The sequence below is a fragment of the Akkermansia sp. N21116 genome (assembly GCF_029854705.2).
Lineage (GTDB): Bacteria > Verrucomicrobiota > Verrucomicrobiia > Verrucomicrobiales > Akkermansiaceae > Akkermansia.
On sequence record NZ_CP139035.1, the window covers coordinates 2,101,885 to 2,124,734 of the forward strand.

Annotated in this window: 18 protein-coding genes and 2 tRNA genes; 7 read left to right on the forward strand and 13 right to left on the reverse strand. The window is 52.4% G+C overall.

The window, feature by feature from the left end; translation table 11 throughout:
* Positions 1 to 73: 73 nt before the first annotated feature.
* From QET93_RS08145 to QET93_RS08180, 8 genes are all read right to left on the reverse strand, one after another.
* Positions 74 to 760 (reverse strand): M15 family metallopeptidase, encoded by a 687-nt coding sequence (locus tag QET93_RS08145; protein ID WP_280131588.1) that lies wholly within the window; start codon positions 758 to 760, stop codon positions 74 to 76.
* Positions 761 to 916: 156 nt separating this feature from the next.
* Positions 917 to 2,242 (reverse strand): Na+/H+ antiporter NhaC family protein, encoded by a 1,326-nt coding sequence (locus tag QET93_RS08150; protein WP_280131587.1) that lies wholly within the window; start codon positions 2,240 to 2,242, stop codon positions 917 to 919.
* 234 nt (positions 2,243 to 2,476) lie between these two features.
* On the reverse strand, positions 2,477 to 3,097 hold the full coding sequence (locus QET93_RS08155; protein WP_280131586.1) for a hypothetical protein: 621 nt from the start codon (positions 3,095 to 3,097) through the stop codon (positions 2,477 to 2,479).
* Positions 3,084 to 3,560, reverse strand: a complete 477-nt coding sequence (locus tag QET93_RS08160) for a methylated-DNA--[protein]-cysteine S-methyltransferase (protein WP_280125661.1) — start codon at positions 3,558 to 3,560, stop codon at positions 3,084 to 3,086. Before QET93_RS08160 ends, QET93_RS08155 begins: the two co-directional genes overlap by 14 nt.
* A 15-nt stretch (positions 3,561 to 3,575) precedes the next feature.
* The gene (locus QET93_RS08165; protein WP_280131585.1) at positions 3,576 to 4,001 is read right to left on the reverse strand and encodes a hypothetical protein; all 426 of its coding nucleotides are present in this window, start codon (positions 3,999 to 4,001) and stop codon (positions 3,576 to 3,578) included.
* A gap of 66 nt (positions 4,002 to 4,067) precedes the next feature.
* Positions 4,068 to 6,731, reverse strand: coding sequence for a cytochrome c biogenesis protein CcsA (ccsA, locus tag QET93_RS08170; protein ID WP_280131584.1), 2,664 nt, complete (start codon positions 6,729 to 6,731; stop codon positions 4,068 to 4,070).
* 157 nt (positions 6,732 to 6,888) lie between these two features.
* Positions 6,889 to 7,467 carry a rubrerythrin gene (gene rbr / locus QET93_RS08175; protein WP_345783047.1) on the reverse strand — a complete coding sequence of 193 codons (579 nt, stop codon included), beginning with the start codon at positions 7,465 to 7,467 and terminating at the stop codon, positions 6,889 to 6,891.
* A 101-nt stretch (positions 7,468 to 7,568) separates the two neighbouring features.
* A complete protein-coding gene (locus tag QET93_RS08180; protein ID WP_280131583.1) occupies positions 7,569 to 8,549 on the reverse strand; it encodes a hypothetical protein in 981 nt (326 codons plus the stop codon).
* A gap of 266 nt (positions 8,550 to 8,815) precedes the next feature.
* On the opposite strand from QET93_RS08180, the gene QET93_RS08185 reads away from it, so the two are divergent.
* Entirely contained in the window at positions 8,816 to 9,694 is an 879-nt protein-coding gene (locus QET93_RS08185; RefSeq protein ID WP_322190168.1) for a DMT family transporter, read from the forward strand.
* Between the two features lie 28 nt (positions 9,695 to 9,722).
* Here QET93_RS08185 and QET93_RS08190 read toward each other — a convergent pair whose 3' ends face one another.
* The 5 genes from QET93_RS08190 to nuoB all read right to left on the reverse strand — a co-directional run bounded on the left by QET93_RS08190 (position 9,723) and on the right by nuoB (position 13,379).
* A complete protein-coding gene (locus QET93_RS08190) occupies positions 9,723 to 10,787 on the reverse strand; it encodes an AMP-binding protein (RefSeq protein ID WP_280131581.1) in 1,065 nt (354 codons plus the stop codon).
* 99 nt (positions 10,788 to 10,886) lie between these two features.
* A complete protein-coding gene (locus tag QET93_RS08195; protein ID WP_280125667.1) occupies positions 10,887 to 11,219 on the reverse strand; it encodes a hypothetical protein in 333 nt (110 codons plus the stop codon).
* Positions 11,220 to 11,323: 104 nt separating this feature from the next.
* The gene (locus tag QET93_RS08200) at positions 11,324 to 12,082 is read right to left on the reverse strand and encodes an RbsD/FucU domain-containing protein (RefSeq protein WP_280131580.1); all 759 of its coding nucleotides are present in this window, start codon (positions 12,080 to 12,082) and stop codon (positions 11,324 to 11,326) included.
* Positions 12,083 to 12,160: 78 nt separating this feature from the next.
* Positions 12,161 to 12,748 (reverse strand): NADH-quinone oxidoreductase subunit C, encoded by a 588-nt coding sequence (locus tag QET93_RS08205; protein ID WP_280131579.1) that lies wholly within the window; start codon positions 12,746 to 12,748, stop codon positions 12,161 to 12,163.
* A 49-nt stretch (positions 12,749 to 12,797) separates the two neighbouring features.
* The gene (gene nuoB / locus QET93_RS08210; protein WP_280125670.1) at positions 12,798 to 13,379 is read right to left on the reverse strand and encodes an NADH-quinone oxidoreductase subunit NuoB; all 582 of its coding nucleotides are present in this window, start codon (positions 13,377 to 13,379) and stop codon (positions 12,798 to 12,800) included.
* 294 nt (positions 13,380 to 13,673) lie between these two features.
* Between nuoB and ppdK the strand changes: the two genes are divergently transcribed.
* The 6 genes from ppdK to QET93_RS08240 all read left to right on the forward strand — a co-directional run bounded on the left by ppdK (position 13,674) and on the right by QET93_RS08240 (position 22,713).
* The gene (gene ppdK / locus QET93_RS08215) at positions 13,674 to 16,421 is read left to right on the forward strand and encodes a pyruvate, phosphate dikinase (RefSeq protein WP_280125671.1); all 2,748 of its coding nucleotides are present in this window, start codon (positions 13,674 to 13,676) and stop codon (positions 16,419 to 16,421) included.
* A gap of 196 nt (positions 16,422 to 16,617) precedes the next feature.
* Positions 16,618 to 18,000 (forward strand): MATE family efflux transporter, encoded by a 1,383-nt coding sequence (locus QET93_RS08220; protein WP_322189940.1) that lies wholly within the window; start codon positions 16,618 to 16,620, stop codon positions 17,998 to 18,000.
* Between the two features lie 102 nt (positions 18,001 to 18,102).
* Positions 18,103 to 18,180 (forward strand) — tRNA-Asp (locus QET93_RS08225).
* 385 nt (positions 18,181 to 18,565) lie between these two features.
* Entirely contained in the window at positions 18,566 to 19,687 is a 1,122-nt protein-coding gene (gene ychF / locus QET93_RS08230) for a redox-regulated ATPase YchF (RefSeq protein ID WP_280131577.1), read from the forward strand.
* A 113-nt stretch (positions 19,688 to 19,800) separates the two neighbouring features.
* Positions 19,801 to 19,875, forward strand: a tRNA-Met gene (locus QET93_RS08235).
* 219 nt (positions 19,876 to 20,094) lie between these two features.
* A complete protein-coding gene (locus QET93_RS08240) occupies positions 20,095 to 22,713 on the forward strand; it encodes a glycoside hydrolase family 3 C-terminal domain-containing protein (protein ID WP_280131576.1) in 2,619 nt (872 codons plus the stop codon).
* Positions 22,714 to 22,850: the final 137 nt, after the last annotated feature.

Genomic DNA, 22,850 nt, shown 5'->3' on the forward strand with positions numbered 1-22,850 from the left:
CAGTGGATTATAAGAACAGCCGTTTCCGTTGCAAAACGGAGACGGCTGTTCGATACTAAGGGGCAATATATCGTTACGATAAGGTGGCGAATTGGAAGTGCATCCAATCGTAGTCGCGTTCTCGTCCGAGGGAGATTCCTCCTTCACTTTCGACGATCTTCCAGAATGTGTCGTATTCCGGAGAGGAAAACCTGGCCTTGGGGGCGTGGGTGTTGAGTCCGTTGTGGTCGGGATCCAGATCGATAGCTATACCAAAAGCATGCATGGAGAGGGATTTTCCTCCGACGATGGCGCGATTGGAGTAGCAACCTCCGTAGAGATCCAACCCCAGAGCTGAGATTCTATCTATGCCGTAGGCATCTTTCGTTTGTTGGAAGATGCTGGTGATGGCATCGGCAACCTGTTCGTGACAGGTGATTTTTTCTACACTGGTTCCGGTGTCCCAGGAGAGTTTTAGCGGGTAGGGTACACGAATGGTGACGAGGTGGGTTCCCGGTTGTCCGAAGATGGATTTGCCGGAGCGAACTTCGGCTTGGGTAGGCCAGTGGCGGGAGGTAGATTCGAGGTTGAGGGCTTCTGCGACGGCATGGAGGGTTTTGTCTCCGGGAATTCCGTCGGCATCAAGTCCGAGGTCGGTTTGGATATCGTTCCAGTTTCCCTGGGGGAGATCGAGGATTTTTGCGATGGCTTCCGCAGTCTTAGGACCGGGTATGCCATCGGCATTAATGCCGAGTTGGCGTTGTATGGTTCTCCAATTCATGAGTATATGCTGTAATGGTTGTGTGGTGGAAATATTCCCCGATTGAGTTGGGAATTGGTTTCCTTTCCTGTGAATATATCAAACATTGTGAAAAATCGGGACAAAAGTCGAGGAAGGAGAATATGTGTCCGGATTTGTTTATTCATGGAGAATGAGTTATTGCCGGCGGAACGGTGCCGAATATTTCCTTGGGAAACGAAAGAGAATGGCCAGGATCGCAAAGACCCCCATGACGAATGGATAGTACAGGTAGCGCATAATACCGACGGGGGAAATACCGGATAGACCAGTAGCCATGAGGAGTTGCGCTCCATAGGGAATAAGGGCCTGGGTCAGGCAGGAGAAGGTATCCAGCAAACTAGCGCTTTTGCTGGGATTGATACGGAATTTTTCCGAAATGTCTTTGGTGATAGAGCCTACGGTGATGATGGCTATCGTGTTATTGGCGGTGCAGAGGTTACAAAGACAGACGATGGCGGCGATGCATCCTTCGGCTCCGCGGCGTCCGCGAATTCGGCTTGTGAGTTTGTCAATGATGTAAGTGATGCCTCCGTTGAGACGGATCATTTCCAACATTCCTCCAGCCATGAGAGTGACGATGATGAGTTCTCCCATATCGGCAATGCCTTTGCCCATGGCGTTGATCCAAATCAGGGGCATGCATGACTGCGTAGCTGCTCCAATGATGCCCGTAGCGGCGATTCCGATGGCCAGGACGGCGAAGACGTTGATGCCCGCAATAGCCATTCCGAGGACGATCAAGTAGGGGAGGACTTTGATCCATTCCACTTGAGAGACGGGAACGACATGGCCCATTCCGGTGCCTTCATAAATGTAGAAAAGGGTGACGAGGAGAGCTGCCGGAATGACGATCAGGCTGTTGGCTTTGAATTTGTCGCTCATGGCGCATCCCTGGGTTCGTGTGGCGGCAATGGTGGTATCGGAAATGAAGGAGAGATTATCGCCAAAGAAGGCTCCTCCTACGACAATTCCTACCATGAAGGGAAGGGGAATCCCGGATTTTTCTGCGATGCCGATAGCAACCGGAGTCAGGGCTACGATGGTTCCTACCGAGGTCCCTACGGAAAGGGAGATAAAACATGCGGCGATGAAAATACCAGCCATGAGCAGATTGTCCGGCAGGATGAAGAGGGCCAGGTTGACGGTGGCGTCAATGGATCCCATGGCCTTGGCCGATTGGGCGAAGGCTCCGGCAAGGATGAAAATCCAGATCATCATCAGGATGTTCCTGTTGGCCGTTCCGGCGGAGAAATAGTCGATTTTCCGCGAGAGGGACATTCCCTTGGTGATGACGATACTCCAGGCACTGGCTAGCAGGAAGGCGACGGCTATCGGTACCTTATAGAAATCCTGGGCGATAAGAGCTATCAGGAGGTAGAAACCGGTGAAAACAAAGAGGGGACTGAGTGCCCAGAGGCTTGGCTTGGGTGAGGGGGGATTCTGGAGCGAAGATTGAGTCATGGGAAGGAACGAATGAGAACGAAGGAATGCGCTGGGAGATTATAAATGATGATATTTCCCTTGTCTGTCATGATTTTTTAATTCCTTGTCCCGTGCCCGAATGTCCCCAATGCCAGTTCCGGCAGCAATGTTGATTTCATCAAGGGACAAAACTTTTTCTTTTTCCTTGGAAGCGAGTTGTACAATCGTCTTTTGGAAGGTTGATTATTTCATTACTCTGCGAGAACGCTCATGTTAATCCGGTATGTATTCGCCGGAAGCGATGGCCCACAAGTAAAAGGAAGCGATCGAACAGAACGGGGAATAAAGCTCTTGGAAAGCCATAAAGCATTTTTTATCCAATTCTTCCCGGTGGTGGAGGAGTGTCAATCCTTTCCGAATCCCGAAATCTCCCCAGCTGAGAACATTCGGACGCTGGAGAGAAAAAATCATCAACATTTCAGCAGTCCAGGGACCGACTCCGGGCATGGATGTGAGGGTACGCAGGAGTTCTGCATCATTCATGAGACGGAGGGCTTCCCTTGTGATGGCTTTTTCGGCGAAGGCAGCGGCGATGCGATGGATGAAGGTGGCTTTGCGAAGTGACATGCCGCAGGATTTCAACTCTTCCGGAGAATGGGCAAGAATGGCTGGAGAGGTGACGGTTCCCCCGATGAAGTCAAGAAAGCGTTTGGATACGCTGTCTGCCGCTTTGCCGGATATTTGCTGGGCGATGATAGAGAAGATGAGTGCGGCAAGGGGATCCGGGGTGAGCTTTCTTTTGATGATTCCGAGAGAGGCGATAGCATGAGCCATGCGAGGATCTCTTGATGAAAGATGGTCGGTTTCCCTGGTTCCGTATTCAAAATAATTCATGAGCTTCGAGAGAGAGAAGTTGCCGTTTGATCGGGAGCCCGCCCGAGTAGCCTACGAGACTGCCATTGGTACCGATGACTCTGTGGCAGGGGATGATGATGGGGATGGGATTGCGTCCATTGGCCATACCGACGGCTCGGACGGCGCGAGGGTTTCCTATGGCGGTGGCAATGGTTTTATAAGAAACGGTTGTGCCGTAGGGAATGTTCCTGAGTTCTTGCCAGACGCAGAGCATGAAGGGAGTGCCCACTGGCGACAGAGGAATTGAGAAATCCGTTAGTTTTCCGGCGAAATACTCGCCAAGCTGGCGGCATGCTTCCTGAAGGATTGGCGATGATGATGCGGATACGATGGGAACGGTCGGATGTGTCGCTGCTCTGCCGGGCAGGAGGATACGGGAAATGGCTCCTCCGGTTTCTTCAATAAGAAGGCGTCCCAGGGGAGATGTCAGTTCGGCGATCATGGTGCTTGCAGAGAGTTATTCCCGGGTGGAGACGACACGTCCCCGGGCAGTTCTCATACTCGGTTCCTGTTCGGCGTCGCATGGGGCCGGCTGTTCTTCGGCAGATTCATTGGTTTGGAATGACGGAACAAAGGAGAGGAAACCTGCCAGCAGAGGAAGCAATGTAGCCAAAGGGGAGGGGATGGCCATGAGGATGGCAATAGCTAGTCCCTTGGCAAAGGCGGTCATGAAGCGGTCTCTGCCGCTGAACCACTGCCAGAGAAAGGCGATGGTTCCTATAAGTATGGAGACGAAGATGGAGATGATGAGGAAGAATCCCCCCGTGCCGGCTTCCCCTCCGGAGAGGAGGATATCGGTTGCTAGAATGAGGATGACCAGTCCTGGGGCAAGACCGAATCGGGAGAGGGTTTTCCTGTGGGTGGGGATGGATGCGGTGTTCATTGCCGTATAACGATTGCCGACAGAATGACGGCATTGTCTATTGGACAGGTTTCGGCTCTTTTCCGTTCAGCTCTGGCGGAGTTTCTTCTTGTCCAGAAAGTGCAGGGCAAGAGCAGCCAGGATGAGAGCCGACTCTACATAGTAAAAGAGGTACAGGGCTGACTTGGCATCGGAGAAGCCGTAGGAATGAAGGCCGACTCCCATGGTGTTGACTCCCCACCATGCGAAAGCGATGATGATGCCTCCGATCATGTTGCCCAGGTGGAGGCCGAAACTCTTGATATATCCCCCGGTTCGGGCGTGGAGAATAATCAATTGCCACAAGACGATCATCAGAGCTCCGTTTTCTTTAGGATCCCAGCCCCAGAACCGTCCCCAGGCTTCATTGCCCCAGATACCCCCGAAAACGGTACCGATCAGGTTGAAGAGGAGGGAGAAGGCGAGTGCTCCGTATGCCATGCGGGTGAGTATTCTGGATGTGTTCTCGGTGAGCAACCCCATGGGTTTGGAGAAGACGGCAACATGAGAAATGATGGCTGCCAGAAGCCCGGCGGCATACCCGAGGACGATAGTGATGACGTGTGTGGAGAGCAGGAAGTTGGAACGGAGGACGGCTACCAGCGGATCCATGTGGTCGGCTGCCTGGCCCGACTCGTAGAGGATGCCCATCTGGCAGGCGAGACCTCCCAGGACGAGTCCGGTGGCTAGGATGATGCCGCGTTTGCTGTAAGCTTCCATGACGAGGGAGACGATGACTCCGGCACAGGCGATGAAGGCGATTGTCTCATAGGTGTTGCCGACCGGGGAACGCAGGGTGATAGTGCTGCGGATGATCATGGAGACGAGCAGAACGATGGCTCCTGCCGCTCCCAGAAACCAGGCTCCATGGAGGCCATTACCGAAGACGAGCTTGTAAATCCTTGCTCCGAGTCCCTGTTTCCCCTGATCGGGAGATGGCAGGAGGCTGCCGATAATCAGCAGGACGAATCCGGCGACAAAAAAGGCTAGGGCCGTGTAGAGGGGATCCATGTTGTAGTAAATCAACTCGCGGTCAAGGCGGTTGCGGTAGCTGACGGAGGCAGCCGTGTTGTTGGCGACCAGGGTGAGGAGGAAGATTTGTTCTGCTTCATGCGTGAAGTCTTTGTCGTTATTGATTGCTCCCTTTCTTGCCTTGATTGCGCAGGAGGTAAAATTGGAGGCTTGCAATTTACTGGGGGAAGACGTCCAGTTGCCATTGATGCGATGGTACCACCTCGGGAAACCCGGGGCGTTCATCCTTTCGGGAGCCTGAAGAGCTATGACGGGCATGAACATCCACAGTTCCATTTGGCGGAGGTTCTGGGCCAGACCGGATATTTCGCGGCCGGTGGCATCGGTCATTTGCTGGGAGGCAATGCGGTTGGCATGGGCGTAGATCGTTTCCTTCAGAGGTTCCAATTGCTGGAAGGTATATTGCTTCCTTTTATCCGGCATGGGGGGGAGGCCCAGGCGGGTGACGGTTTCTTCACGATTGATGAGGAAGACGGGCATTTGAGAAGCAAATTCCGGGCGGAGCATGCAATCCAGTGCCCATTCCTCAGGGGAGAGTGTGATTTTTTTCCCGTTGGAGCGGAAGGAAACGCTCTTTTTTCCGTGGGTTCTCAGGAGGTTGAAGCCGGCATAGGTCGAGAAGGGTTTGATTCGCCCTCCATCTTCTACGGCGATTCCCGCAGCTGCTTCTTTCATTTCTTGGGACCAGGGAATATAGTGGTCGATATCGACTATGCGGACGGCAGGCCGGGCAGCCATCATGCCGATGGCAAAGACGGCCAGAATCCCCAGAACGATTGAGGTAAAGAGTAGTTTTTTCCTGCGTCCTCGCCCGTGGTCGGAGGATACAGGGAGGGGAGTGGCTTCTCCGGTTTTTTCTTCCTGTTTCGGAGAGATTCTTGCATTTTTATTTTTCAGGTATTTGGCAAACATCATCCCGTAATACAGGAGGAGGCCGAGAGTGATGATGTAGGAAGCCCATTTGGGACCTTGTTCCAGAGGATTGTGGGAGGCGCGCAGGATCGAAGTCATTTCTCCTCCATTGTTTCCCCAGCTCATTTGATAGAGAGTCCACCCGTGGATGCGGAAGGGCTCGTTCATGCGGATATGGATATGGTCTGCATCGGTGATCCTGTAGTCTTTGTCGGTGATACTGATGACGGATTCGTAGGATTTCGGTTTCTGGGTACCGGGATAGAATTCCGGCGTGAAACGGTGCAGCATGATGCCGAAATCCATTTCCGGGTAGTATTTGCATTGTCCCGGGGTGAGTGGGATTTCTTCGATGACCTGGGTTTGCCAATTACCCAGGGCGACGCAAGCCAGCAGAACGGCGATACCGGCATGTGCCAGCATGAGTCCCCAGCGGGAAAAGTTTTTGCGAAGCTGGATGATGCCGCCGATGACCAGGTTGATGAGTAAAAGAATGCAGGTGATCAACATTCCTGGCAGAGGAATGCCGAATGTATTGCTGTTACCTAAGGGGATGATGACGAACAGTGAACTGAAGAAAGAATCTGCCGCCAGTTCAGGCATGGTGCCTCCGGCATAGGATGCCTGGTAAATTGTTCCGTAAAACGTCAAAACCAATAGAATGCCCATCAGGATGATGCCGGTGAGCAACGAGCCGGACAGGCGCATAAGGAAAGCGGAGATCTTTTTGAGGGCTGAGTCTGGAGATGGCGTTTCTTGTTCAGACATGGAGGGAAGGTACACAGTTGAACCGGAAAGGGCAAGAAAGGAACTCCCGGGTTTGGTGAATTTGCCCGGAGGGTAGCCGGGATGGAAATGAGGTAAAAGAAACCCGCACCGCCGGGGAGCGCTACGGGTTTCGCAGAGAAAATAATGACGGAAATCTTTAGAAATTATCAGCCAGAAGTTCAAAGAATGCCTGGGGATGTTTACATGCCGGGCAAAGCTTGGGGGCTTCGGTTGCTTTTTCGATGTAACCGCAATTGCGGCATTTCCACCAAACTTCACCGTCTTTGAGGAAGACAGTACCGTCTTTGATGTTTTGGGCGAGCTGGAGGTAGCGGTCTTCGTGATGTTTTTCCACGGTAGCGATGCGGCGGAAGGATTCTGCTATGGCGGGGAAGCCTTCTTGTTCGGCTACGTCGGCCATGGCAGGATACATGTCCGACCATTCTTCGTGTTCTCCTTCAGCGGCGGCGAGCAGGCAGGCGACGGTATCTTTCAATTCAATGGAAGAGGCGGTTGTCATGATGTCCGCACAGGCGTTTTTAAGGTATTTGAAAAAGACCTTGGCGTGTTCTTTTTCATTGTCGGCTGTTTCCGTGAAGATTGCCGAGATTTGTTCGTAACCTTCCTTCTTGGCTACGCTGGCAAAGTAAGTATAGCGCATGCGAGCCTGGGATTCTCCGACAAATGCCTTCAGGAGGTTCTTTTCTGTTTCTGTTCCTTTGAGTTCTTTCATGATTACAGGTGGGTTAGGTTATGGGGGTAAATTATCACTCTTGATGATGAAGACAAGAATTATTCTAAATTATTTTTTCCAATGAAAATCAAATTATTGCTGTGTCAGGCGTAGTTTCTCCGGAGGAGGACGAAGTAGAAGAAGGTGATCAAAATGGCGTCGATTCCGATTAGAATCATGATAACGAGCGATCTGATTCCATGGATGGAGTTCTTTTGAAGGATGGTGTAGGGATGGCTTTCGATTTGAGTGACGATGGCTTGAAGTTCGTCGTGTTTTTTGTTGCGTTTGTTCGTCAGATCCTGAATTGCCTGGGTGTAGTTTTTGTTGAGAGCCCCGAAGGATGGGTTTTTGGCAAGCAGCTTGCGATAGTAGTTTGAGGAAATGAGGCCTTGCTCGTTGAGTGAGGATTCGGAAATTTGGGTGAGAAGCTGATCAAGCGTAGATTTCTCATCAAGAGCGTTTTGTTCGACTGCCTCGAATTTCTTTTTGAGATTCAGATTTGCTTGCAGGATTTGTTCATTTTTTTTATCGACCGTTTTTTTGAGCTGATTTAGCTTTGCTTCAAGAACATTACGTGCGGCGAGTTCCTTGCCTAGGTCGGGGTGTGAAGAGTAGTAACTGCCAAGTTTGTTACGTTCGGTGATAATGGTGTTGTCCAGCCGGGTGGTGTTGTTGATGATGGCGTCTTCGTTTTTTTGAATGGTTTTGTTAGTTTGTTCCCGGACCAGATTGAGGTGAGCGTCGATTGATTCGATTCGTTGTTTGATGGTTAATGTTTGCCCGGCAATGTCTTTTTCTTGCAATAGAGTGAGGGCAAATGATTCTGATGGGTTCAACGCAGAGCTTTTTTTCAGTTGGTCGGCAACTTTACCGATTTTTTCAACGTACTGTTTGTCAATGTCGAGAAGGCGGTTTTGAATATCCGAGATTTCTGTTTTCAATTTTTCCCGCGTGACTTGTTTGGGGGCGCAATCTCTTTGGAAACTGGTGAATTCGTCACTTTGCTCTTCATAGGCCAGACCAGCGTAATAAAGTCCGACGGTGGCTCCGGCAGTAAGGATCAGGAATAGAATAAACCTCATGATGTTCCAATGGTGATAGCAGCATACTGGGGCAGATTGCCCGGAAGTGCAAGATAATCGCATAGGAAATATGCCCGAGAGACAGGAATCCAAGCGGGATTTCATGTCATTTTCACGGATGTGGCAAGATCGTGCAGGCACGGGACGGAAAATGTGCTACAGTCCGTCGGGTTCTCTGGAGAGGAACGTTCTTTTTTTCGTGGAATTAGAATTTGTTTTTACTTAAACTTATTTAATATTAGTATATTATGGAAAACTCAAGGAGAATGTGGGCACATGCTGCCGCTTTGATGACCATTTTTATTTGGGGGACGACATTTGTGTCTACCAAGGTATTGTTGAGAGATTTTTCTCCCTTGGAGATTTTGTTGACCCGCTTTGTCATCGGATATGTTTTCCTCCAGGTGATTTATAGAAAAAAAATCATATGGGAAAGGCCGTCGCGGGAGATCTTTTACGTTTTGGCCGGATTGTGTGGCGTGACTCTGTATTTCCTGCTGGAAAATATAGCGTTGACGTACACGCTGGCATCGAATGTGGGCGTAGTCGTATGTGTATCTCCGTTTCTAACGGCTATTCTGGCATCTGTGTTTCTGAAAGGGGAGAAGCAGGGGGGATTGTTTTATGTGGGGTTTACCGTAGCGATTTCCGGCATTGCCATGATGAGTTTTAGTGGGAACAGACTGGTAGAGGTCAATCCATTGGGGGACTTTCTGGCTCTCCTGGCTGCTCTGGTTTGGTCTTTGTATTCTATTCTGATGAAGGTAATTTCCCGCTTTCAGAGCGATATGGTGGCGGCAACCCGCCGGATTTTTTTCTACGGAATCGTATTGATGTTGCCGGTTTTGTGGTTGGTGGACGAACCGTGGTCATGGGTAGCCTTCGAGAAGCCGGTTAACTGGATCAATATCCTCTATCTGGGGCTCGGGGCGTCGGCCATTTGTTTTGTCTCCTGGAACTGGACCTTGCGGATACTGGGAGCAGTCAAGGTGAGCGTCTATATCTATTTGGTGCCGGTGATTACGGTGATGTCTTCGGCCTTGATTTTGGGTGAACCTCTGACATGGATGTCCGTTTCTGGAACTTTGATGACGCTGGCCGGACTGGTCATGTCCGGTAGGAAACCGCGAACACGGAAAGCCTGATTGCTTGCGGCATTTGGGGAAAAACGCTCTAATTGGAGATACGCTCCAGGGGGGCTTCTTTGGAGGAAAGGAGGATGCGCAATGAGTTACGGTCAATTTTTCCCATGGGATTGCGCGGTACATCCATGACGGCTAGCCTGGAGAGACGTTGGAAGCCCGGGGCGAATGTATTCCATTGGTCGGCAGCTTTGCGCAGGGCGGCAGCATCGGGATGGCAGGCAACCAGCATGGCGCCGCGACGCGAACAGGGAAGGGATTCCACGACGACTCCCGGACACATGCCGGACATGGAGAGTTCCAGTGCATCGGGATCGACGAGTTCTCCCAGGATCTTGACCAGCCGGTCGGCGCGACGGACAAAGGTCAATGTGTTGCCGTGGATTTCTACGATGTCGTTGTTGGTCCACCATTCTCGTGGAGAAATGCTTCTCAGAGAAAAACCGCCCATACGGTTTTCTGTGACGACGCCGAAGAAGCGCCCTTCTCCCCGCAGGGAGAGACGTCCGTCCTCGGATTCGCGGACTTCCCAATGAGGCAGAATGGTGAGACGGTCGGTATGAAAAGGATCTGATGGTGAAGCGGTAGCAATTTGGGAACCGGCTTCCGTCATTCCGTAGCTTTGGACAACGGGCCATCCCAGTTCACGTGCCCGGAGACCATTGGCCTGCGACAGGGAGCCACCTCCAACAAGGACGCATGCCAATCCCGGAGGGGCGGTGATACCGTCCTGGACAATATCTACAACCTGAGTGGGCACAAGGGAGGTCCATGCAGCTCCGCATTGTCCAAGGAAATCAGTGTAGTCCCGAGCATTCCATTTACCTGTATAGGCGTGGACGTGGGTGCCGGCTATGGCGGCCCGGATGTATGTCATGGCTCCGCCGACATGCCAGGCAGGAAGCGGACAACACCAGTCTCCGTGGTCGGCTCCCATGTGTTGAATGGCTCCAAGCGCATTACATTCAAGAGCATCCCTGGTGAACAGAATAGCTTTCGGAGAACCGCCGGACGAACCGGATGTCGCAAAGGCGATGCAGCCGGGGGGGATTTCACCAATGAGAAAATCGGCAACGCTGTCTGCCCAAGGACGCATATGGGGGGCTGAGGCAAAAAAAGGACGAGGGGAATCCGCATCCGGAAGTGGCCATGGAAAAATGCGATCCTGGGCAAGCATAGCTTGAAGGGAAGGGTATCAGTGATCCAGACCTGTTTTTCGGAGGGAATGCCAGCGTTCTTCCATTCTGGGGCGCAAGGTTTGTTCGATCCAGGCGTAGGCGGCTTCCAAACCGTCGGATTTGAAGATACGACCAATCTGGGCTTCGACGCCGGTGGGGTTGCCTGTCCGGCGAAGGAATTCGTTACTGGTAAATTCGATGAAGAGTTTGCCGTTGATCTTATGTTCTTCGGAGAGGATCCATTCCCTGACGTAAAGTGCGAGGATGGCGTCGCCAACCCATGCTTCCACTCTCAGACGCTCTTCCGTAGCTTTGTCAATGTGATGGTAAAGGGTATTGTCGGCAGTCATACGCAGGAAGTAAGGAGGTTAGGTTGAAGATAAATAGGCTGAAGGAGAAGAATCATCCTGGCGATGGAAGTGGAACCGATTCCGAATGAAACGGACAATAGGACTTATGCCAGGGATCCGGACTGAGCCCCCGTGAAATTAGGCTGGGGAAGGCTTTCCGGAACACTAGTCGGCTGGGGTGCCGGTGGTGGGGTATTCTGAGGAGATTGCGGTTGGGATTCCGGGCTGGTGGGCAGTGTCGGAAGCGTGCTTGGATTCGGCGAAGCGGGAGTAGGGGAGAAGTTGGGGATGACGGATTTCTGTACCGGATTGCGGGGCTCTATTTTGTTGCGCAGAGCAGCTTCCGATTCCGAGTTCCAATAGCCGGAGTCCAGTTCGATATAGATGTTGGAATAGGGAAGCGCAGTTGTTGTTTTGATGACCAGGACATTGAATTGCTTGGTAGCATCTTCGATCTGACCGTTGATGATTTTACTGGGCAATTCGAAGTACATGCGCCCGGGAAGCATTTTATACACCTGGTTGCGGTATTTTTTGATGCCGGGGGCATAATCTTCCTCAATGCTGCGGAGCTCGGAACAGATCATGATGCGAGGCTGGACATGGCCTTCCGCCTCAATGGTGTCAAGTACCTGGCTGAAAACGACGTCGGATGGCTGGGTTGCCAGCAGTGTGATTACTCCGGTACCCATGTAGGCCGGATAGGAGGATTCCGCGATGACGACCCAGTTGCGCGCTCCCATCAAAGCAAGGTTGTCCGTAAGCTGAGCCTGCCAGACTTCGTCACCATACATGGGCGACTGGCAACCGGACTGGCTCAGCCCAATAAGGAGGCATGCGACAACTGTCTTGATGGGTGACATGAATCTACGTAGGGAGAACTGGCTTTCGCATCTTCGCGTGTATATTCCGGAATTCCCTCATTGCGACATGGGAGACCGTTAGATATCCATATGCCTGGAACGGGCTTCCCGGTCCTGAGCTGTTCCCGTTCCCGGAGTCGTGGCGAACGGCCCTCCGGCAAGCGGTGCTTCTTCGGCGAAGGCAATGCCGGGGGTTTCGACGGGAATTCCCTGAACGGGGAAATCCTTGCGAAGAGGGTGATAGGGATATCCGTCCCACATGAGGATGCGGCGAAGGTCGGGATGGCCTTCGAAAGGAATACCCATGAGATCCCAGATTTCGCGTTCCTGCCAGTTGGCACCGCCATACAGATCCGTGACGGTGGGGATGGATTCTCCTTCGTTGACGCGGACCTTAAAGGTAACATTGACTCCTTTTTCAGCCTGGGAAACGGTGTAGAGGACTTCAAAGCGCGGATCGGCGCCGAAGTTGTCAACCGAGCAGAGATTGACCAGGATATCGAATCCCAGGGCTTCACGGATCCAGCGGAGGGCTTCGTGGATGTCGGCGGCGCCAATGACCAGCGTCTCATCGCCCCGGAAGGAAACACGGTCAAGGATAACCTTGCCGAAATGGGCGACGATCTGGTCGGCTGCTTGCGTCTGGGCGGCTTGGATCTGTTGCATGGACATGAGTGAGAAAACGGATGTAAATTGTATAAGGAAAGGGAGGAAATTACTGAATCGGGAAGGAGGGCGCAGCCGGCTTGGGGGCGTTGGCGGGCTTGGGTTCCGATTTGACGAATAGTTCCTTGGCGGGTTTTTCCGTGGTGATCTTCTTCTGGAGTGTGATCAGGGCTTCAAGCAGTGCTTCCGGGCGGGGCGGGCAACCCGAGATGTACACATCGACAGGCAATAGCTTGTCAATCCCCTGGAGTACAGAGTAGGAACGGAACATTCCTCCGGTAGAAGCGCAGGCCCCCATGGCGATGCACCATTTGGGCTCCGGCATCTGATCCCAGATGCGGCGGACGGCAAGAGCCATTTTGTAGGTGACCGTTCCGGCCACAATCATGACGTCGGCTTGCCGAGGGGAGAAACGGAGTACTTCCGATCCGAATCGGGAAATGTCGAATCGGGATGCCGCTGTTGCCATCAATTCAATGGCACAGCAGGAAAGCCCCATGGGCATAGGCCATAAAGAGTTTTTATGCAACCAGTTAAGTGCTGCGTCAATGGTGGTGAAGACGAAATTGCCATCGGCATTTGAATCCAGACATCCGGTTTCCTGCGAGGTGGTGGTATCTTGTGAGCCCATAGGATAGATAAAACTGCTTGCAGTGAGATTAGCGACCTGTCCGCATCTCTCAAGCCTTAAATATCATTTGATGCCAGATAAGTCTTTTTTGTGTCACGGAGAGGAAGATTACAGGATTCTTCATCTCTCTACGCGCGCGATTATGAAAAATTTCCTGTGTTTGGGTCATTTACAGATTGACATTTCATGATCTCGTTAGCAATCTCTCCGAACCCCGTTCGCGTAGGAATTCTTTCATTGCGAAGAATGACGGCGCGTTCGCGGAGTGTAACCCAATTCGACAATATTAGCGACATGTCAACCAATTCCTGCGCGTCAAGCGCTTCCCCTGACAAGATTGTATACACCTTTGGCGGAGGGACTGCCGAAGGTAACTCCAGCATGAAAAACCTGCTCGGTGGCAAAGGTGCCAACCTTGCTGAAATGGCCGGTATCGGTTTGCCCGTGCCTCCCGGATTTACCATTACGACGGAAGTTTGTACGTATTACTACGACAACGGGTGCACTTATCCCGCAACCATGGAAGCCGACATCAAGGCTGGTATTGCCAACATGGAGGCTATCATGGGCACCAAGTTCGGCGATACGGAAAACATGCCCCTTCTCGTGGCTGTCCGTTCCGGAGCTCGCGAATCCATGCCCGGCATGATGGATACGATTCTGAATCTCGGCCTGAATGACAAGAGTGTTGCAGCCCTTGCCAAGGCTACCGGCAATCCCCGTTTCGCTTGGGACTGCTACCGCCGTTTTGTTCAGATGTACGGCGACGTCGTTCTCGGAGTGCAGAAAGCCCCCGGAGAAGATCATGACCCCTTTGAAGCCGCCATTGCCCAAATCAAGGTAGAACGCCATGGCAAAGCCGAAATCGAAGATACGAAACTGACTGCCGACGACCTGAAGGAACTCGTTGCCCGTTTCAAGAAACTCGTCAAGGACAGCGTGGGCAAGGAATTCCCGGAATGCCCGTGGGAACAGCTGCAGGGCGCCATCGGTGCCGTATTCAGCTCCTGGAACAATGACCGCGCTATCGTTTACCGCCGCAAGTACAATATTCCTTCCGAATGGGGTACCGCCGTCAATGTACAGGCCATGGTGTTCGGCAACACGGGTGAAGAATCCGGTTCCGGCGTCGCCTTCACGCGTAACCCGGCTACAGGCGAGAAGGAATTCTACGGTGAATTCCTCATGAACGCGCAGGGCGAAGACGTGGTGGCCGGTGTCCGTACTCCCGCTCCCGTTGCCGAATTGGCCAAGGTGATGCCCGAAGCCCATACGGAACTGATGCGTATCCGTGCCGTCCTCGAAGAACATTTCAAGGATATGCAGGACTTCGAATTCACCATTCAGAACCGTGAAGTTTTCATGTTGCAAACCCGTAACGGCAAACGTACCGGTGTTGCAGCTTTCCGCATCGCCTGCGAATTGGTGGAAGAAGGCCTCATCGACTGGAAGACGGCAGTCCGTCGCGTTCCCGCCGACCAGGTTGACCAGCTTCTGACCCCCGTGTTTAACCGGGAAGCCCTTAAGGAAGCAAAAGTGATTGCCTCCGGTCTGCCCGCAGGCCCCGGTGCTGCTGCCGGTAGGTTTTACCTGAACGCCGAACGTGCCGTTGACGCGGCCGAACGTGGTGAAAAGGTTCTTCTCGTCCGCATGGAAACCTCTCCGGAAGACCTTCGCGGCATGATCGCTGCAGAAGGCATCCTGACTGCCCGAGGCGGTGTTTCCTCCCACGCTGCCCTTGTCGCCCGCCAGATGGGCAAAGTGTGCGTTTGCGGTGCCGATGCCCTGCAAATCGACTACGTCGCCCGTACGATGACGGTTGATGGAGTCACCTACGACGAAGGCGACTACCTCTCCATCGACGGTAATACAGGTTGCGTTTTCGCCGGCAAGGTGGAAACATCTCCCTCTGAAATCATTCAGGTGCTCATTCGCAAGACGATGAAACCGGAAGACAGCCGTGTGTACCAGAATTTCGCCAAACTGATGGAATGGTGCGACGCATGCACCAAGATGAAGGTTCGCACGAATGCCGACTCTCCGAAGCAGGCCCAGACAGCTATTGCTTTCGGTGCCGTTGGCATTGGTCTCTGCCGCACGGAGCACATGTTCTTCGAAGGCGACCGCATCGACTTCATGCGTGAAATGATCCTTTCCGCCGGAGTGAGCGCCCGTGAAGCCGCCGTGAACAAGCTGCTTCCCTTCCAGAAAGCAGACTTCAAGGGAATCTTCAAGGCACTCAAGGGATTACCCGCTACCATCCGCCTTCTCGACCCGCCTCTGCACGAATTCCTTCCCCAGACGAAGGAGCAGCAGCTCGACTTGTCTGAAAAGATCGGTATGCCCGTGGAAGTAATCATGCGCCGTGTGTCGGAATTGCACGAATTCAATCCGATGCTCGGCCACCGCGGTTGCCGTCTCGGCATCTCCTTCCCGGAAGTGACGAGAATGCAGGCCCGCGCCATCCTTGAAGCCGCTGTAGAAGTGACTGAAGAAGAAGGCTACGACGTTATTCCCGAAATCATGGTGCCTCTCGTCGGCTTCAAGAAGGAACTCGACATCCAGAAGGCCATTATCGACGAAGTCGCCAAGAAGGTGTTCGAAGAGAAGGGTAAGGGCGTGACCTACCATGTCGGTACAATGATCGAAATCCCCCGTGCCGCCGTAACGGCTGATGAAATCGCCAAGACTGCCGAATTCTTCTCCTTCGGGACGAACGACCTGACGCAGACCGGTCTGGGGATGAGCCGTGACGACTCCGGTTCTTTCCTCGGCAGGTATGGAGATCTGGAAATCATCAAGAAAAACGTTTTCGCCTCCATTGATCAGGAAGGCGTTGGCAAGTTGATGGAAATCGCCTGCGAACTCGGACGCAAGACCAACCCCGATATCAAGTTGGGCATTTGCGGTGAACACGGTGGAGACCCCGCTTCTGTCAAGTTCTGCAACAAGTTGAAACTGAACTACGTGAGCTGCTCTCCGTATCGCGTGCCGACGGCTCGCCTTGCCGCTGCCCAGGCTGCCCTTGAGCAGGACGCCTGATCAACACCCCTCTGAGGCAGCGGGAGGGAGTTCTTCCCTCCTACTGCCCGATGGTTTTTTCCGAATCCCTGCGGGCTGGTAAAAGCCTGCAGGGATTTTTTTAACGAATTTTTTGTGTAAAATTTCTTGGCTTTTCCCCGAAAAAACGAATGATCCCCCTCCTCCCAGTAAGATGAACGAGAAACAGACAGGAAACATGGACCTCCTTGGAAAGCGCTCGGAAATGAAAACCATCATTTATTTGAGTATCCCCGTGTTGATTGCCAATTTGACCAACATGGGAATGGGGTGTGTGGATACGATTGTTGCCGGCAGCGCATCGTCCGTCGATATGGCCTCCGTATCGCTCGGAGCCTCCGTATTTATTCCCGTCCAATTGTTTGCCTGTGGCATCCTGATGGTGCTGGGACCGATCGTCGCCAATTACCGTGGCAGGGATGTGGCAAGGCGCAGCGGCTACGTCATGCACAACGGTCTCTGGCTTGCCTTGTTGCTGGGAGCTTGCGTAATAGGCATCGAATCCTTTGCCGGCTCGGTCTTCGATTGGATTTCGCCGGACCCGGCTATGCGCCGTATCGCAACGGGGTACTTGCACGCCATCCTGTGGGGGGCCCCGGCCAACTTGATCTTCGTTGCACTGCGCAGTTTGAACGAGGGTTCCAACATGACGCGTCCGGCCATGTTTGTAGGCATTAGCTCACTGCTGTTGAACATCCCTCTTAATTACATATTCGTTTTCGGATGGTTCGGGTTGCCGGCCATGGGGGGCTCCGGATGCGGCGCGGCAACGGCAGTCATTTACTGGTTTCAGGCACTTGCCATGTTCGGGATTGTTTATCTTCACCCGGAACACAGACTTTATCGCCGGCATATCATCGCTTTGAGGAGACCTGCGCGCGACATGTTGGGGCGCGTACTGAAAATCGGATTTCCGGTCGGGATATCCATGTTTTGCGAGGTACTCCTCTTTTGTGGTGCCTCCTTGGTACTGGCTCCTCTTGGGTACATTCAGGTAGGAAGTCATCAGGTTGCCTGTAACGTAGCCTCAATGCTATTCATGATTCCATTGTCCATTGGCCTTGCGGCTTCGATACGCGTTGCCTATCATAATGGGGCACGGGATAGGGCTGGAGCCTTGTCCGCCATTCGTTCATCCTATGCCCTGGTACTGGGAATTCTGGTCTTAAGCGCCCTGTTCATCATCTTTTTCAACAGGCAAGTTGTTATGCTGTTCAATGATGATCCTGCCATTGTAGGTACGGCATCAATGCTGCTCCTGTTGGGGGTTATCTACCAGCTGCCGGATTGTCTCCAGGTCGTGAGTGCAGGCATATTGCGTGGTTTCCGGGATACGGGAGCCATCAGCATTATTACCTTTATCTCCTACTGGATCATCGGGTTTCCGGTTGGATTCATCTTGTCGCGCACGACATGGGTGACATCCGAAATCATGGGAGCAAACGGAATTTGGATAGGATTCATATTCGGTCTTAGTGCGGCATCTATCATGTTGATATTCAGGGTTATTAAAACATGCCGGAGAGAATTTTCCCTGATGAGTGCAGAAACTCATCAATAAAATTATTCCGTTTTAATTAAAAAAATCTTGTCAAAATGAACCTATGTATGTAACCTATCGCCCGTCCTCGCCGGAGATGGTGAGCGACAAAGAAGGTGTTACGGAGTGGTAGCTCAGTTCGGTTAGAGCGCCAGCCTGTCACGCTGGAGGTCGCGGGTTCGAGCCCCGTCCGCTTCGCCACCACTTTTTTGTCAAAATCGCCGTCCTCTCCTTATGGAGAAGGGCGGTTTTTGTTTTCGCTTCCGGGCTATATTGCTTGTGGCATTTCCTCCGGGCTTTCTGGTGATCTTATACTCTTTATTTTGGACTGTAGTGTTGACAAACCCTACCCGTGTGTGGGAAGAATATACAACTCTTCATGATCCATTGCGAGCAATGGGGAGTTTCTGGACGATGCGAGGTTCTTTCCTTCTCGTACCGTTGTATTGCGTCTTCTGCTCCTGTCGGAAGGGATTCCGGCAGGAGTAGTTGAAGCTGATGGGGACAGGAAGAAGGAAAGACTTTTCTTGTCCTGAAAGATTTGGAAATTGACTTTTTAGCAGTGGGAGGCTATCCAATTCCGGCTATGTTGCAAGCAGGTATCGTAGGTCTCCCCAATGTCGGCAAATCCACTTTGTTCAACGCCGTTACAAGAACGCGCAAGGCCCAGGCGGCCAATTACCCCTTTTGTACGATTGATCCCAATGTCGGTATGGTAACAGTGCCGGATTCCAGGCTGGATGTGCTCTCGGAAATGTCCAAATCGGAAAAAATCGTTCCGACAGTTATCGAATTTGTTGATATTGCCGGCTTGGTCAAAGGCGCTTCCGAAGGGGCCGGCCTTGGGAACCAGTTTTTGGCCAACATCCGCGAAGTGGATGCTATTGTCCAGGTCGTGCGTTGTTTTGACAATGACGACATCATTCATGAACTGGGCTCCGTCGATCCTTTGAGAGATATTGAAATCATCAATTCCGAACTGATCCTCGCCGATATCACAGCTATGGAAAAGCGTCGTACTTCCCGTGAACGCAAGGCACGGGGAGGTGACAAAGAATCAAAAGAGGAAATCTCGCTGATCGATAAACTGCTTCCCCATCTCTACGAAGGCACTCCTGCCATCATGTTGGAGGAGTCTTTGTCGGACGACGAAGTGAAGCTCTTGAAGACCTTCTGTCTTTTGTCCGGCAAAAAGAGTATCTTTGCTTGCAACGTCAATGAAGACGAACTGGCTCAGGCCATCAATGATCCGGAAGGGCATCCATACGTTTCCCGCGTCCGTCAATACGCTGCGGAGCACCACAATGCCGAAGCTATTGTCATCTCCGCCCGAATCGAGGAGGAATTGATCGACATTGATCCGGAAGAAGCGAAAGAATACCTTCTGGACCTCGGAGTCAGGGATTCCGGCGTATCCGATTTGATACGTGCCGTGTACCATCTTCTGGGACTGAGAACTTATCTCACCACAGGCGTCAAGGAAACGCGTGCCTGGACCATTCCGGCCGGCGCCAAGGCTCCCCAGGCGGCCGGTGTCATCCATACGGATTTCGAACGAGGATTCATCGCTGCGGAAATCGTTGCCTTTGACGATCTCGTTGCCTGCGGCTCCAAAGTCCACGCCAAAGAACAGGGCAAACTCCGTATCGAAGGCAAGGAATACGTTGTTCAGGACGGGGATGTCATCGAATTCCGCTTTAACGTGTGATCCGCTGGTAAGGATTATTTCTTCCTCTTTTTTCCAGGAATCATAAAAAGTTCTGGACAATCGTTCTTATCTCATATATACACCCTTCCGCCTTCAAGGCAAAGCCCACAAAAGGCAGGATAGCTCAGTGGTAGAGCAGAGGACTCATAAGCCTTTGGTCGCGAGTTCAAATCTCGCTCCTGCTACCATTTCAGAACAAAAAAATCCCTTGGAATGAATGAATTCCAGGGGATTTTTTGTTTAGAAGGCATCCACCGCCTTTGACGAAGAGCCAATTTACTTCGGAGACCTACTTTTGAAAAAACTGTGCGTTTGCTCTGTCGATTGCTTGGTTGGCATAGTCCATGCAGACTTTTTGTAATTTTCCTGCCGGAGGCGGCGTATATATACCCGTGATACGCGATACAGTGAAATCAGGAAGAACGGATGCCGGAATGAACCGTGACGGCAAGAGTGGGGTGAAAAAGTCGTTGCGCCATGCATTGATGGCGACTGCTGTGGTTGTGGCGGCTTCTTGTATGTATTCCCAGGCCGGGGATGCCGCAGGATCTCCCGTTTTGGGGACTCCCGATATGCCTTTGGAACAGAGGATCGACAAAATTCTTGCCCAGTTAACGACTGAGGAGAAGGTGGCTCTCTGTTATGGCCGGAGCTGGATGGAGGCCGGGGAGGTAAAGCGCCTTGGTATCGGCCAGTTGAAAATGGCGGATGGTCCACAAGGGGTGACGCGATTTACGGAGCCTTGTGCATTGCCTGTGGGTATTAGCCTTTCCTGCACGTGGAATCCTGAGGCGGCGCATGAATACGGCAAGGTGATTGCCGAGGAAATGCTAGCTTTGAAACGTCACATGATTCTCGGGCCCGGAGTCAACCTGATGAGGACTCCGCGCTGTGGGCGCAATTTCGAATATTATGGCGAAGATCCCTATTTGAGCGGGACGATGGCTGCCGCCTATATTCAGGGAGTGCAAAGCCTTGATGTGGCCGCTTGTGTGAAGCATTTTGTAGCGAACAATCAGGAAAATCACCGCTGTTTGTCCAGTTCCAATGTTGATGAACGGACTCTGCGCGAACTTTACATGGTGCCATTTGAAATAGCTGTCAAGGAGGGCAAACCATGGTCGCTTATGTCGTCCTACAATCGTTTGAACGGGATTCATGCTGCTGAACATAAGTGGCTTCAGGATGATGTCCTCAAAAAGGAATGGGGGTTTGACGGTTTGGTCGTTTCCGACTGGAACGCTGTGGTCAGTGCGAAAGGTTCCGCACTGGGCGGACTTGATCTGGAAATGGGGTCAGGGCATTTCAGCAAGGATTCTGCGTTGTTGAATCTTGTCAAATCGGGCGAAGTTCCGATGGATGTGTTGGATGACAAAGTGCGCCGTATGCTGCGTCTGATGGCCCGGACGCATGTGCTGGATCCGGAGCTTCAGAAGACCGGGGAAGTCCAAACTCCCGCTCACCAGAAAAAGGTAAGGGAGCTTGCCTCCGAGGGCATGGTACTGTTGAAAAATGACAGGGGAGTGCTGCCTCTGGATGCATCGAAGTTGAAGAAAGTGCTGGTGGTCGGCCCCAATGCCGATAAGGAACATCGTGGTGGCGGCGGTTCCGGCGGCGTCAATTCTCCGTATGAAATTACGCCTTTACAGGGTATACGCCAGGTGTTGGGAGACAGGGTGGAATATGTTGCCGGCCTGACTTTTGACAATAATTCCGTGTTCCCCTCCCGCTACCTCCGCTCGGTTGACGGCCAAGAGGGGTTAACAGGAGAATATTACGATAATCCGAATTTGGAGGGGGCTCCCGTTGTCAGGGGGATTTCCAAGGCGATTGATTGTAAATGGGGCAAGGCCATGTTCGGCATTCCTTCCGATCCGAAGATGCCGACCAACCGGCTTTCCGTCCGCTGGACGGGTAAACTGGTTGCTCCCGTGACGGGGCCGATGAAGCTCGGCGTCAATGCCGATGACGGCGTGCGTGTCTGGTTGGACGGCAAGTTGATTATCGACCAGTGGAAACCCGGCATTCACAATCTGTTGGCTGATGTCAGCCTCCAGAAGGGTAGGGAATATGACCTCAAAGTCGAATATAACGATGTCGGAGGGGATGCTTACGCTCAACTGGTCTGGCAGGATCCCCGGCAGAACCCGGATGCCGCTGTTGCCGCCGCCAAGGATGCCGATGCGGTTATTTTCGTCGGCGGCACCCACCATGGTTATGACCGTGAAGGCGGCTGGGGTGAATCCAGTACGGATATTCCCAATTTGGAACTGATTGGTGCCCAGTCCGAATTGATTGAAAAGCTGGCCAAGGAGAATAAAAATATCATCGTTGTTCTCGTCAATGGTTCCGTTGTGAAACTGGATCCCTGGATCGACCATGTTCCGTCTGTCCTGGAGGCTTGGTATGGAGGGCAGGAAGCTGGGAATGCCATTGCGGACATCTTGTTTGGCAAGGTCAACCCGAGCGGTAAATTGACCTGTACCTTTGGGAAAGAGGAGAAGGATTATGCCTGCCATGCCCAGGGAACCTATCCCGGAACTCTCGGTCCCTTGTCCGTCGACCCCCATACCGATTACAAGGAAGGTATCTTCATCGGTTACCGCTGGTTTGACCAGCAGGGGATTGAACCGCGTTTCCCGTTTGGCTATGGCCTCTCTTACACAACGTTCACGATTGCTCCCCCTTCCGTGTCTGCCCGTGAGATCACCGCTGGCGATACTCTCAAGGTGACGACGCAAGTGAGCAATACCGGTTCCCGCGAAGGTGCCGAAGTTGTCCAGCTTTACGTTTCCGATCCCAAGGCGTCTGTGCCGCGTCCCCCCAAGGAACTGAAAGGGTTCCGCAAGGTATTCTTGAAACCGGGAGAAACAAAGACCGTGGAATTCGAGTTAGCCCCCCGAGCGTTTTCTTTCTGGGATACGGAAAAGCATGATTGGAAGGCGGAACCGGGAGAATTTGAAATTCGCCTCGGTAATTCCAGTCGCAACCTTACTCCTCCGGTATCCGTGACGATGAGTCGCTAGATGGCTGTACCAACAAGTTATCTTAATAATCCCGGGTGGCAAGAGGGCTGCCCGGGATTGTTGTTGAGGAGCGGGCGAGTCTGGAACAAGTGACTTTTCCAGATTTAGAGAAGCGAGAATGAAGGCGCATTCTGTAG